Raw genomic sequence first — 11791 nt, 5'->3', positions numbered from 1 at the left:
GGGGCGTGGCCCCGCCGAGGCGGGGCGTGGCCCCGCGAGGGAATGCGTCAGCCCGTCGCCAGCAGGATGGCCAGGACCACGAGACCGGCGAGCGCGGGGCCCATCACCTCGTACGCCCAGCGCACCGTGACCTCTCCCTGCGCGCCCTCCGCGGCGGCCCGGTTCTCCGCCAGCTCGCGCAGGTCGTCCATGATCCGGTCGGTCTCGGGGCGGACCGGCGCGTCAGTGACGGCGGACCGGCCGAAGGCGGACGCGCGGCCCAGCGACGACGAGCGGCCGTCGCCCCCGCGGCCCGCCGCGCCCTGGGCCGACTGCCGGGCGGCCTTCTTGCGGGCCCGCAGCGACACCGGCACCGCCCAGAGCTGGTACTTCGTGCCCGAGGTGTCGGTCACCTCGTTCGAGTAGTGCGACCGCAGCGAGGCGACCTTGCTCCAGGGGAGCACGATCACGCGCAGCGGGTTGCGGACGCGCAGCCGGTCCTCGTTGGCGTAGACGGCGGGGCGAAGGGTGAACGCGGTCACGAGGGGAACGATCAGGATCAGTCCGGCGAGCGCCAGCCAAGGGGTGCGGCCGTGGCCGGAGACCAGCGCGTCGAAGCCGAGCCAGCCCACGATGAGGAGCAGGAGGACGCCGCCCGCGATACCGGCGGGTGACCGGTAGATCCGGTCCCTGGCCTCGGGTCGCGAGGCGTCCGGAAGGGGTGACTGGTGGTCGGGGGTCGTCATGGTCCCGATTGTGCCCGACGTGTGCCGCGTGCTTGAGCTCGGTCGGGTCTCGCTATGGTCGCGAAGGACTCCGCGCCGCCCGTCTCGCCGGGACCGCGACCTCGCCGGCCACGACCGCTCCGATGATCCGGCGGAACGTCGGGCAATCCATGTGGCTGGGCGCGGGACAGGCGGCGGTGTGCCGCAGGGAGTCGCGCAGGACCTGGAGCTCGCGGATCGTGCGGTCCAGTTCGTCGGCCTTGTCGAGAAGGACCCCGGGGTCGATGCGCGGGCGCCCGTCCGGCGCGAACATCCGGGCGATCTCGTCCAGCGAGAACCCGGCGGACCGGCCCATCGCGATCAGCGCCAGCCGTTCCAGCACGCCGGGGTCGTACTGCCGGCGCAGACCGCGTCTGCCCGTCGGGGCGATGAGCCCCTTCTCCTCGTAGTACCGCAGGGTCGAGGCGGGTACCCCGGCGCGGCGTGCCACTTCGGCGATATCCATGTCCGGCATCGTCTTGACCTCAAGTCGGCTTGAAGTAGGACGGTGTCATCTCCGGGCCATGAGGGCAACCACAGGAGGCGTGATGGGATCCGATCGCGGGGCGGGTGACGAGGTGGGTGACGGGATGGGTGACACGGTGGGCGACGAGCAGGCAGCTCGCTGGAACGGGCCGTCCGGGAACGCCTGGGTCGAGGCCCAGGACATGGTGGACGCGATGTTCGCGCCGCTGGAGAAGCTGCTCGTCGAGACGTTTCCGGCCGGGCAGGGGGGCCGGGTCCTGGATGTCGGCTGCGGTACGGGCGGTACGACGGTGGCGATCGCGCGGCGGCTCGGGGCCGGGGGGCGGTGTGTCGGCGTCGACATCTCGGAGCCGATGGTGGAGGCCGCTCGGGTGCGGGCGGAGCGGGAGGGTGCGGTGGGGGTGGGAGCGGAGGAGGTGGGCTTGGAGGCCGCCGTCTCGTTCCTCCGCGCCGACGCTCAGGATCATGTCTTCGAGCCGCCCGCGGCCTTCGACGCGGTCGTCTCCCGCTTCGGGGTCATGTTCTTCTCCGATCCGGTGCGGGCCTTCGCCAATCTGCGGCGGGCCGCGAAGGACGGTGCCGTGCTGCGGTTCGTCGTCTGGCGTGACATCGCGGAGAACCCGTTCATGACGACGGCCGAGCGGGCGGCGGCGCCGCTCCTGCCGGATCTGCCCGCGCGTGATCCCGATGCGCCGGGGCAGTTCGCCCTGGCGGACGCGGACAGGGTGCGGCGGTTGCTGGAGGAGGCCGGGTGGGCCGGGGTCGGCCTCCGGGCCGTCGACGTGGCGTGCGTCATGCCCGAGAAGGAGCTGGTCCCGTACCTCAGCCGGTTCGGGCCGGTCGGGATCGCGCTGCGTGACGCGGACGAGACGACGCGGTCCCGGGTCGTCTCGACGGTCCGCCCCGCGTTCGAACCGTACGTCCGCGACGGAGAGGTCCGCTTCACGGCGGCGTGCTGGCAGATCGACGCACAGGCGGGCTGACGCCGGCGTCCTCGGCCGGGACGGTGCCGGCCGGTGGGTGGGTCGGGGCCGTGCCGGTGCATCAGCCCGTCGCCGTTGGACGGAGACGTCACCGTCGGTGGCGACGGGCATCGATGTACCGGCACGTCCCCGACGGCCCGCGGCCGACTGCGGGTGCGTCGTGGTGACCGCGCCGACAAGGTTTCAGCCCCTCCGGCGCTTGAGGAGCGGGGTCCGGGGCGGAGCCCCAGGGGGCACCTCCCTCCCACCTACCCTTCGGATGCCGGGAAAAATTCCAGCCCCTCCCGCCCGCCCTTCGGATGCCGGGGAAACTTCCAGCCCCTCCCGCCCGCCCTTCGGATGCCGGGGAAAATTTCAGCCCCTCCGGCGATTGAGGAGCGGGGTCCGGGGCGGAGCCCCGGGGTGGGTCGGGTAGGGGCGGAGGGGGCGAAGGAACGCTGGTGGCGAGGGGGCCGGGGTCCGAGGCCAGGGAGTCTCCCGCCCGGCGGGCAGCGCGGCACGCCGGGCGGCGGGGAAAAAATCCCCCGGGGACCCCGGGGCTGTACAAGCCGCTACGCGCGTAGATATGCTCGTCTGGTGACCATGCCCACCTCTGCACCAGCACACGCCCTCGGCGACGTAACGGCGTCCGACAGCACGCTGCGCCGCTTCCTCCACGGGCTGCCCGGCGTCGACACGGTCGGCCTGGAGGCGCGCGCCGCCTCGCTCGGCACCCGTTCCATCAAGACCACCGCGAAGGCGTACGCCATCGACCTCGCCATCTCGATGGTCGACCTGACGACGCTGGAAGGCGCGGACACCCCGGGCAAGGTCCGGGCGCTCGGCGCCAAGGCGGTCCTCCCGGACCCGACCGACCGCACGGCGCCCACCACGGCGGCGGTCTGCGTCTATCCCGACATGGTGGCCGTCGCGAAGGAGGCCGTCGCCGGCTCCGGGGTGAAGGTCGCCTCGGTCGCGACCGCGTTCCCGGCCGGCCGCGCCGCGCTCGACGTGAAGCTGGCCGACGTCCGTGACGCCGTCGCCGCGGGCGCCGACGAGATCGACATGGTCATCGACCGCGGGGCGTTCCTCTCGGGCAGATACTTGAAGGTGTACGACGAGATCGTCGCCGTGAAGGAGGCCTCGGGCGCCGCCCGCCTGAAGGTCATCTTCGAGACCGGCGAGCTGTCGACGTACGACAACATCCGGCGCGCGAGCTGGCTCGGCATGCTGGCCGGGGCCGACTTCATCAAGACCTCCACCGGCAAGGTGGCCGTGAACGCGACACCGGCGAACACGCTGCTGATGCTGGAGGCCGTCCGCGACTTCCGCGCCCAGACCGGCGTGCAGGTCGGTGTGAAGCCGGCCGGCGGCATCCGTACCACCAAGGACGCCGTCAAGTTCCTGGTCCTGGTGAACGAGACCGCGGGCGAGGACTGGCTGGACAACCACTGGTTCCGCTTCGGCGCGTCCTCGCTCCTGAACGACCTGCTGATGCAGCGTCAGAAGCTGGCCACCGGCCGCTACTCCGGCCCCGACTACGTGACGGTGGACTGATCCATCATGGCTTCCGCATTCGAATACGCACCGGCGCCCGAGTCCCGCTCCGTCGTCGACATCGCCCCCTCCTACGGCCTGTTCATCGACGGTGAGTTCACCGAGGCCGCCGAGGGCAAGGTCTTCAAGACCGTCTCCCCCTCCACCGAGGAGGTCCTCTCCGAGATCGCCCAGGCGGGCGAGGCGGACGTCGACCGCGCGGTGAAGGCCGCCCGCAAGGCCTTCGTGAAGTGGTCCGCGCTGCCGGGCTCCGAGCGCGCCAAGTACCTGTTCCGCATCGCGCGGATCATCCAGGAGCGCAGCCGCGAGCTGGCCGTCCTGGAGACGCTGGACAACGGCAAGCCGATCAAGGAGACCCGGGACGCCGACCTCCCCCTGGTCGCCGCGCACTTCTTCTACTACGCGGGCTGGGCCGACAAGCTCGACCACGCCGGTTTCGGCGCGAACCCGCGCGCCCTGGGTGTCGCCGGCCAGGTCATCCCCTGGAACTTCCCGCTGCTCATGCTGGCATGGAAGATCGCGCCAGCCCTCGCGACCGGCAACACGGTCGTCCTCAAGCCCGCGGAGACCACGCCCCTGACGGCGCTGTTCTTCGCGGACATCTGCCGCCAGGCCGGCCTGCCCAAGGGTGTCGTCAACATCCTTCCCGGGTACGGCGACGCGGGCGCGGCCCTGGTCGCCCACCCGGACGTGGACAAGGTGGCCTTCACCGGCTCCACCGCCGTCGGCAAGGCGATCGCCCGCCAGATCGCGGGCTCGCACAAGAAGGTCACCCTCGAACTGGGCGGCAAGGGCGCGAACATCGTCTTCGACGACGCCCCGATCGACCAGGCCGTCGAGGGCATCGTCAGCGGCATCTTCTTCAACCAGGGCCAGGTCTGCTGCGCGGGTTCCCGGCTGCTGGTCCAGGAGTCGATCCACGAGGAGCTGCTCGACTCGCTCAAGCGCCGTCTGTCGACCCTGCGCCTCGGCGACCCGCTGGACAAGAACACGGACATCGGCGCGATCAACTCCGAGGAGCAGCTCTCGCGCATCACCTCGCTCGTCGAGCAGGGTGAGGCGGAGGGCGCCGAGCGCTGGTCCCCGGCCTGCGACCTCCCGTCCGCCGGCTACTGGTTCGCCCCGACGCTCTTCACGAACGTCACCCAGGCGCACACCATCGCCCGTGACGAGATCTTCGGTCCGGTGCTGTCCGTCCTGACGTTCCGTACTCCGGACGAGGCGGTCGCCAAGGCCAACAACTCCCCGTACGGCCTCTCGGCGGGCATCTGGACCGAGAAGGGCTCCCGGATCCTCGCCGTGGCGAACAAGCTCCGCGCGGGCGTCGTCTGGTCCAACACGTTCAACAAGTTCGACCCGACCTCGCCGTTCGGCGGCTACAAGGAGTCGGGCTTCGGCCGCGAGGGCGGCCGGCACGGCCTGGAGGCGTACCTCGCCCCGTCTAGCCCGGAGGGCGAGCGATAAATGAGTGCAGCCGAGAAGTCCGAGCAGCAGCGTCTGAGCGTCTTCAAGACCTACAAGCTGTACGTGGGCGGCAAGTTCCCGCGTTCCGAGAGCGGCCGGGTGTACGAGGTGAGCGACTCCAAGGGCAAGTGGCTGGCGAACGCCCCGCAGTCGAGCCGCAAGGACGCCCGTGACGCGGTCGTCGCGGCGCGCAAGGCGTTCGGCGGCTGGTCCGGGGCGACCGCGTACAACCGCGGCCAGGTCCTGTACCGCGTCGCCGAGATGCTGGAGGGCCGCAAGGAGCAGTTCGTCCGTGAGGTGGCCGACGCGGAGGGTCTGTCGAAGGCGAAGGCGGCGGCCGTCGTCGACGCGGCGATCGACCGCTGGGTCTGGTACGCGGGCTGGACCGACAAGATCGCCCAGGTGGTGGGCGGCGGCAACCCGGTCGCGGGCCCGTTCTTCAACCTGTCCTCCCCCGAGCCGACGGGCGTGGTGACGGTCCTGGCGCCGCAGGAGTCGTCCTTCCTGGGGCTGGTGTCGGTGATCGCCCCGGTGATCGCCACCGGCAACACGGTGATCGTGATCGCCAGCGAGAAGTCCCCGCTCCCGGCGCTGTCGCTGGGCGAGGTGCTGGCCACCTCCGACGTGCCCGGCGGTGTCGTGAACATCCTGTCCGGCCGGACCGCGGAGATCGCGGCCCCGCTGGCGGCGCACCAGGACGTCAACGCGATCGACCTGGCCGGAGCGGATGAGGTGCTGGCGAAGGAGCTGGAGATCGCGGCCGCGGACAACCTGAAGCGCGTTGTTCGTCCACAGGCTGTGGATTACGCGCGGACTCCCGGGACCGAGCGCCTGACGGCCTTCCTGGAGACGAAGACCGTCTGGCACCCGACGGGCTCCCTGGGCGCCTCGGGCTCGTCGTACTGAGCCCGGACCGCCCGGCGGGCGGGCGCTGAGACGTCGGGGTCCCGATCCGTGTCCCCGGGCCCCGCGACACGAGAGAGCCGCGCTTCCCCTCCGTCCAGGGGGAGCGCGGCTCTCTCATGTCCGGGGGCCGTCGCCGGCCCGCGCGCGAGAGGTCAGCGGAGGAATCCGGTCACCTTGCCGAGCACCGGGATGCCGCCGATCGAATCCGCCTGCGCCACCGGCCCGGTGAGCGCCTTGGAGGTCAGCGGCTTGAAGTCCGCGACCTGGGTGCCCACGCCGTTGTCGAGCGGGTCCACACCGGTGCCGGCCAGCGGGTTGGGCTTGAGACCCTCGACAGGACCCGTGACATGCCCCACGGTCCCGGTCACCCCCTGGAGTCCCGCCTGCGGGTCGAGGTCGCCGAGCGAGGCGGGCCGGGTGTGCACGGCGGGGGCCGTCTCCGCGAAGGCCGGGGTGGCCACGGCCGCACCGGCGGCAACCACGCCGACCGTCGCGGCGATCCGCGCGGTCGTACGGGCCAGGGTGTTCCGCTGGGCTGCGTGTCGCGCCATCAGGTGTGTCCTCTTCGGCTAGCTGTGACGTAAGAACGGAGGCGAACGCGTAGTGCGACGCCCGCGACACGCAGAGTAGTTGACCCGGATCGCGGCAGGGGGGTCCCCGCGACGGATTCGCTCCTGCGGGGCAACAGGCATATCAGCGCCACTCGTCACATCCGCCCGACATCCGTCCACACGTACGGCAAAGCCGGGGATAATGGCGGGGAGCCGTGCCGACGCGCGGCGCCGCCGGACCTGTCACAGAAGGTACAGACCATTGGGTTCCCCTCTCCCGATACCCGCCCGCGTGGTGCTGCTCTGCGGGCCCTCCGGCTCCGGGAAGTCCCTTCTCTCCGCGGCCTCCGGGCTCCCCGTGCTCCGCCTCGACGACTTCTACAAAGAGGCCACGGACCCGACGCTGCCCCAGGTCGAGGGCAGCGAGGACATCGACTGGGACCACCCGCAGTCGTGGGACGCGGACACCGCCCTCGCCGCGATCGAGGAGCTGTGCCGTACGGGACGTACGACCATCCCCGTCTACGACATCTCCCTGAGCGCCCGCACCGGAACCGAGGCCCTGGGCATCGACGGGGCTCCGCTGTTCATCGCGGAGGGGATCTTCGCCGCCGAGATCGTCGGACGCTGCCGCGAACTCGGCGTCCTCGCCGACGCGTTGTGTCTGTCCCGGGGCGCGGTCACCACGTTCCGGCGCCGATTCGTGCGGGATCTGAAGGAGGGCCGCAAGTCGGTGCCCTTCCTGCTGCGGCGCGGCTGGCGGCTGATGCGCTCCGAGCGTTCCATCGTGGCGCGCCAGGCCGCCCTGGGCGCCCACCCCTGCGACCGGGACGAGGCGCTCGGCCGGCTGAAGGCCGCTTCGGCCCCCTCGGCCGCACCGCGGACGTCCGCCCCCACCGCGACCGCGTAACCGCCGGCTGACCGTAAAAACGAAAGAAGGTCCAAGCGGACCCCCGACCGCCTGGACCTTCTTCCGTTTCCCCCGTGGTCCCCCGTGACACGGTCGATTCCCCCGTGACCCGTTTCCCCGTGACCCCGTTCGGCGTCGGCTCCCCCCGGAACCGACTCCCCGTCACCGGCTCCCCCCGGAGCCGGCCCCCCCGTGACCCTCAGGCGACAAGCTCCCCGAAGGACTCCTCCTCGTCACGGCCGAAGCTGAGGACCTCGTCCTCGCGCATCCGGCGCAGCGAGCGCCAGATGCTGGACTTCACCGTGCCGACACTGATGCCGAGGATCTCCGCGATCTCCGGGTCCGTGCGGCCCTCGTAGTACCGCAGGACCAGCATGGTGCGCTGGAGTTCGGGCAGCCGGGCCAGCGCCTGCCACAGGACCGCGCGCAGCTCGGTGCCGCGCATCGCGTCCGTGTCACCGGGCGTCTCCGGCAGCTCCTCGGTCGGGTACTCGTTCAGCTTGCGGCGGCGCCACGCGCTGATGTGCAGGTTCGTCATGGTGCGGCGGAGGTAGCCCCCGACCGCGGCCTTGTCGCTGATCCGGTCCCAGGCCCGGTACGTCGAGAACAGCGCGCTCTGCAGCAGGTCCTCGGCCTCGAAGCGGTCACCGGTCAGGTGGTAGGCGGTTGCGTACAGGGAGGCGCGGCGCTCCTGGACGTAGGCGGTGAAGGCCGCTTCGGCCTCCACACTCCCCGCCCCGGAACGACGCTCCCCCGAGCCCTCCCCGTACGCGGCTCCCCCGTGAGCCTTCCCCCCCGTCGTGCCCACGGCGGCGGGCGCCGTGGTGTTCTCCCCCGTGAAACCGTCAACCACCGTCATGTACGCGGTGTGCTGACGCCCGGCACCGCGAGCGCACCCCCGTCCGCTCACGACCCCGGACTTCTCCGTGGCCCGGGTGACGTCGTGGAGCCGCGTGACAACTGCGCTAGTGCTGGTGCTGTGCAGCGTGTTCATCTCGCGCCCCCCGTCGTGGAGTCCCGGATCTTCGGTTCGTTCCGTCGTGCGTCCTGCCTTGTGTCGAAAAGCTTGCCGGGCCCACTTCATGGCCGTGTCCGCCGACTGTCACAGACCTGTCACAGGGCCCCTCCCCAGGCGCGGCACAGCGCGATCACAGAGAAGAGCGGTACGACTACGCAGATGACCACTTGGGCCCCGGCGGGCGCCCGCGAGACCCCTCGTTGGGGCCGGGAGACGAGTGGGAGCGCTCCAACAGTCGATACACACGCACGACATGGGCCAGAATGACGTTCGTGCCTTCCCTGTTGCTGATCGAGGACGACGACGCCATCCGGACGGCCCTGGAGCTCTCTTTGACGCGCCAGGGACACCGGGTGGCCACCGCTGCCACCGGCGAGGACGGTCTGAAGCTGCTGCGCGAGCAGCGCCCGGATCTGATCGTGCTGGATGTGATGCTGCCCGGCATCGACGGATTCGAGGTGTGCCGGCGCATCCGTCGCACCGACCAGCTTCCGATCATCCTGCTGACCGCGCGCAGTGACGACATCGACGTCGTGGTCGGACTGGAGTCCGGCGCCGACGACTATGTCGTCAAGCCCGTGCAGGGCCGGGTGCTCGACGCCCGGATCCGTGCCGTGCTGCGCCGCGGCGAGCGGGAGGCGAACGACTCCGCGTCGTTCGGCTCGCTGGTCATCGACCGTGCCGCGATGACGGTCACCAAGAACGGTGAGGATCTGCAACTGACGCCCACCGAGTTGCGGTTGCTCCTGGAGCTGAGCCGCAGGCCCGGACAGGCCCTGTCCCGGCAGCAGTTGCTGCGCCTGGTGTGGGAGCACGACTACCTCGGCGACTCGCGTCTGGTCGATGCCTGTGTGCAGCGGCTGCGCGCGAAGGTGGAGGACGTGCCGTCCTCGCCCACCCTGATCCGTACCGTGCGCGGCGTCGGCTATCGGCTGGACAATCCTCAGTGACCAAACCGCAGGACAAGCTCCGCGGCTGGGCCGCGGCGCGCAAGGCGTTGCTGTCCGGTCTGCGCTTCACCAGTCTGCGGCTGCGGCTGGTCGTGGTGTTCGGACTCGTCGCGCTCACCGCCGCGGTGTCCGCCTCGGGCATCGCGTACTGGCTCAACCGTGAGGCCGTGCTGACGCGCACCCAGGACGCGGTGCTGCGTGACTTCCAGCAGGAGATGCGCAACCACGCGAGCATGCTGCCCGTGCATCCGGCGCAGGACGAACTCCAGCGCACGGCCGGGCAGATGGCGAACAGCAGCCAGCGTTTCAGTGTGCTGCTGACCGCCGAGGCCGCCGACGGCAAGATGATCACCGGCAACTCGGAGCTGGACACGTTCACCCTGGAGGACGTACCGAAGTCCCTCCAGAAGGCGGTGAACAAGCAGCAGCCGCTGACCTCGACCAACACGTCCGCGTACCACCTGTACTGGCAGCGGATCACCGAGCACGACAAGTCGTACCTCGTGGGCGGGGCCCGGGTGATCGACGGCAGCACGACCGGTTACATGCTCAAGTCCCTGGAGCCGGAGGCCAAGGACCTCAACTCCCTGGCCTGGTCGCTGGGGATCGCGACGGGGCTCGCGCTGATCGGCTCGGCGCTGCTCGCCCAGGCCGCCGCGACCACGGTTCTCAAGCCGGTGCACCGCCTCGGCATCGCGGCCCGCCGGCTCGGCGAGGGCAAGCTGGACACCCGGCTGCGGGTCTCCGGCACGGACGAACTCGCCGATCTGTCCCGGACGTTCAACCGGACGGCCGAGTCGCTGGAGAAACGGGTCGCGGACATGAGCGCGCGGGACGAGGCGTCCCGCCGGTTCGTCGCCGACATGTCGCACGAACTGCGGACACCGCTCACCGCGATCACCGCCGTCACCGAGATCCTCGAAGAGGAACTGGACGCGGAGACCGGCAGTGTCGACCCGATGATCGAGCCGGCCGTACGGCTCGTCGTCAGCGAGACCCGGCGCCTGGGCGACCTCGTCGAGAACCTGATGGAGGTGACCCGCTTCGACGCGGGCACCGCCCGGCTCATCCTCGACGACGTGGACATCGCCGACCAGATCACCGCCTGCATCGACGCGCGCGCCTGGCTGGACGCCGTCGAGCTGGACGCCGAACGCGGCAGGATGGCGCGGCTCGACCCGCGCCGCCTCGACGTGATCCTGGCGAACCTGATCGGCAACGCGCTCAAGCACGGTGGTTCACCGGTGCGGGTGTCGGTGCGCGTGGAGGGCGAGGAACTGGTCATCGAGGTGCAGGACCACGGTCCCGGCATTCCCGAGGACGTCCTGCCGCATGTCTTCGACCGGTTCTACAAGGCCAGCGCGTCCCGCCCGCGCTCCGAGGGCAGCGGTCTCGGTCTCTCCATCGCCCTGGAGAACGCGCACATCCACGGCGGCGAGATCACCGCGGCGAACGCGCCCGAGGGCGGGGCGGTCTTCACGTTGCGCCTCCCCCGGGACCCGTCGGAACTGCTCGCCGACCACCCGCGGGGCCGGGACGCCTCCGCGCACGGGAACGGCACGGAAGGCCCCACCGGATGACCCCCGCACACCCCACCGGCCCACGGACGCGCACCGCCTCCCGGGGGCGGGTGCTGCCCTGGCTGGCCGTTCCGCTGCTCGGCGTGCTGCTCGCGGGGTGCGGTATCCGTCCCACCCAGGTGCCCACCGACTTCGGTCCGGCGCCCTCCCGGGTGCCCTGCGCCCTCTCCGGCCCGGACATCACCACCCAGTCCTCGCACGGCGTGCCGGTCCAGGTCTTCCTGCTCTGCTCGGAGCAACTGGTCACGGTCGACCGGTCGGTGCGCATCGCGGACGGTACGGCGGAGTCGGCGCGCCGGGTCCTGGTGGCCCAGGCGCTGCTGGACGAGCTCGCCGAGGCGCCCTCGACGCCCGAGGAGCAGGCCGGGTACACGACGGACGTACGCGGCGGCATGACGGTCGGCGGCCCCCACGACGGGGACCCCGAGGACACGCTGCGGCTGAGCACCCCGCCGCAGAACCTGACGCGGACGTCGCTCGCCCAGATCGTCTGCACGTTCTCGGACTCGGCCGCGGCGCGGGACGACGGCAGTGTCGTCCTGGGCGGTCCCGCCCCCTCCGGCCTGCGCAGCTACGAGTGCACCCCGGAGATGCGCGCCGCGCCGGGCGACACGGCCCCGACGTCGACGACCGTCCGGGGTTCGTAACGCTACGGGGCCGAAAC

The 11791-nt window shown here is 71.3% G+C and carries 12 protein-coding genes; 8 read left to right on the top strand and 4 right to left on the bottom strand.

Going from position 1 to position 11791, the window contains the following annotated elements; genetic code table 11:
- Positions 1-47 precede the first annotated feature (47 nt).
- The gene (locus tag ACIQ7M_RS15280) at positions 48-725 is read right to left on the bottom strand and encodes a PH domain-containing protein (protein WP_403643929.1); all 678 of its coding nucleotides are present in this window, start codon (positions 723-725) and stop codon (positions 48-50) included.
- A 52-nt stretch (positions 726-777) separates the two neighbouring features.
- Entirely contained in the window at positions 778-1218 is a 441-nt protein-coding gene (locus ACIQ7M_RS15275) for a helix-turn-helix domain-containing protein (RefSeq protein WP_403643926.1), read from the bottom strand.
- 73 nt (positions 1219-1291) lie between these two features.
- Here ACIQ7M_RS15275 and ACIQ7M_RS15270 point away from each other — a divergent pair, with 73 nt between their 5' ends.
- The 4 genes from ACIQ7M_RS15270 to ACIQ7M_RS15255 all read left to right on the top strand — a co-directional run bounded on the left by ACIQ7M_RS15270 (position 1292) and on the right by ACIQ7M_RS15255 (position 6118).
- The gene (locus tag ACIQ7M_RS15270) at positions 1292-2212 is read left to right on the top strand and encodes a class I SAM-dependent methyltransferase (protein ID WP_403643923.1); all 921 of its coding nucleotides are present in this window, start codon (positions 1292-1294) and stop codon (positions 2210-2212) included.
- 582 nt (positions 2213-2794) lie between these two features.
- Positions 2795-3748 carry a deoxyribose-phosphate aldolase gene (deoC, locus tag ACIQ7M_RS15265; protein ID WP_355773407.1) on the top strand — a complete coding sequence of 318 codons (954 nt, stop codon included), beginning with the start codon at positions 2795-2797 and terminating at the stop codon, positions 3746-3748.
- A gap of 6 nt (positions 3749-3754) precedes the next feature.
- Positions 3755-5212 (top strand): aldehyde dehydrogenase family protein, encoded by a 1458-nt coding sequence (locus ACIQ7M_RS15260; protein WP_403643920.1) that lies wholly within the window; start codon positions 3755-3757, stop codon positions 5210-5212.
- Complete coding sequence (locus ACIQ7M_RS15255) at positions 5213-6118, top strand: aldehyde dehydrogenase family protein (RefSeq protein ID WP_355773390.1); 906 nt, start codon at positions 5213-5215, stop codon at positions 6116-6118.
- A 152-nt stretch (positions 6119-6270) separates the two neighbouring features.
- Here the strand turns inward: ACIQ7M_RS15255 and ACIQ7M_RS15250 are convergent, their stop codons facing one another.
- Entirely contained in the window at positions 6271-6669 is a 399-nt protein-coding gene (locus ACIQ7M_RS15250; protein WP_355773393.1) for a hypothetical protein, read from the bottom strand.
- A gap of 262 nt (positions 6670-6931) precedes the next feature.
- Between ACIQ7M_RS15250 and ACIQ7M_RS15245 the strand changes: the two genes are divergently transcribed.
- The gene (locus ACIQ7M_RS15245; protein ID WP_386989364.1) at positions 6932-7579 is read left to right on the top strand and encodes a uridine kinase; all 648 of its coding nucleotides are present in this window, start codon (positions 6932-6934) and stop codon (positions 7577-7579) included.
- 199 nt (positions 7580-7778) lie between these two features.
- Here the strand turns inward: ACIQ7M_RS15245 and ACIQ7M_RS15240 are convergent, their stop codons facing one another.
- Positions 7779-8573, bottom strand: a complete 795-nt coding sequence (locus tag ACIQ7M_RS15240) for a SigE family RNA polymerase sigma factor (RefSeq protein ID WP_386989361.1) — start codon at positions 8571-8573, stop codon at positions 7779-7781.
- Between the two features lie 296 nt (positions 8574-8869).
- Here ACIQ7M_RS15240 and afsQ1 point away from each other — a divergent pair, with 296 nt between their 5' ends.
- Genes afsQ1 through ACIQ7M_RS15225 form a run of 3 tightly spaced genes read left to right on the top strand, consistent with a single transcriptional unit; the run spans position 8870 to position 11774 of the window.
- Complete coding sequence (afsQ1, locus tag ACIQ7M_RS15235; protein WP_037625670.1) at positions 8870-9547, top strand: two-component system response regulator AfsQ1; 678 nt, start codon at positions 8870-8872, stop codon at positions 9545-9547.
- Positions 9544-11127, top strand: a complete 1584-nt coding sequence (locus ACIQ7M_RS15230) for an ATP-binding protein (RefSeq protein WP_386989360.1) — start codon at positions 9544-9546, stop codon at positions 11125-11127. Before afsQ1 ends, ACIQ7M_RS15230 begins: the two co-directional genes overlap by 4 nt.
- Positions 11124-11774, top strand: a complete 651-nt coding sequence (locus ACIQ7M_RS15225) for a hypothetical protein (protein ID WP_355773403.1) — start codon at positions 11124-11126, stop codon at positions 11772-11774. The genes ACIQ7M_RS15230 and ACIQ7M_RS15225 overlap by 4 nt, the downstream gene beginning before the upstream one ends.
- Positions 11775-11791: the final 17 nt, after the last annotated feature.

Origin of the sequence: Streptomyces sp. NPDC096324 (assembly GCF_044763015.1) — a bacterium.
Classification (GTDB): Bacteria; Actinomycetota; Actinomycetes; order Streptomycetales; family Streptomycetaceae; genus Streptomyces.
Note: the sequence above shows the minus strand (reverse complement) of the source record. Positions and strands in the feature narration are given on the sequence as shown.

Excerpts from the sequence above, each read along its gene's own strand:
- ACIQ7M_RS15280 (WP_403643929.1), bottom strand. The coding sequence starts at position 725 with ATGACGACCCCCGACCACCAGTCACCCCTTCCGGACGCCTCGCGACCC.
- ACIQ7M_RS15275 (WP_403643926.1), bottom strand. The coding sequence starts at position 1,218 with ATGCCGGACATGGATATCGCCGAAGTGGCACGCCGCGCCGGGGTACCC.
- ACIQ7M_RS15270 (WP_403643923.1), top strand. The coding sequence starts at position 1,292 with ATGGGATCCGATCGCGGGGCGGGTGACGAGGTGGGTGACGGGATGGGT.
- deoC (WP_355773407.1), top strand. The coding sequence starts at position 2,795 with ATGCCCACCTCTGCACCAGCACACGCCCTCGGCGACGTAACGGCGTCC.
- ACIQ7M_RS15260 (WP_403643920.1), top strand. The coding sequence starts at position 3,755 with ATGGCTTCCGCATTCGAATACGCACCGGCGCCCGAGTCCCGCTCCGTC.
- ACIQ7M_RS15255 (WP_355773390.1), top strand. The coding sequence starts at position 5,213 with ATGAGTGCAGCCGAGAAGTCCGAGCAGCAGCGTCTGAGCGTCTTCAAG.
- ACIQ7M_RS15250 (WP_355773393.1), bottom strand. The coding sequence starts at position 6,669 with ATGGCGCGACACGCAGCCCAGCGGAACACCCTGGCCCGTACGACCGCG.
- ACIQ7M_RS15240 (WP_386989361.1), bottom strand. The coding sequence starts at position 8,573 with ATGAACACGCTGCACAGCACCAGCACTAGCGCAGTTGTCACGCGGCTC.
- ACIQ7M_RS15225 (WP_355773403.1), top strand. The coding sequence starts at position 11,124 with ATGACCCCCGCACACCCCACCGGCCCACGGACGCGCACCGCCTCCCGG.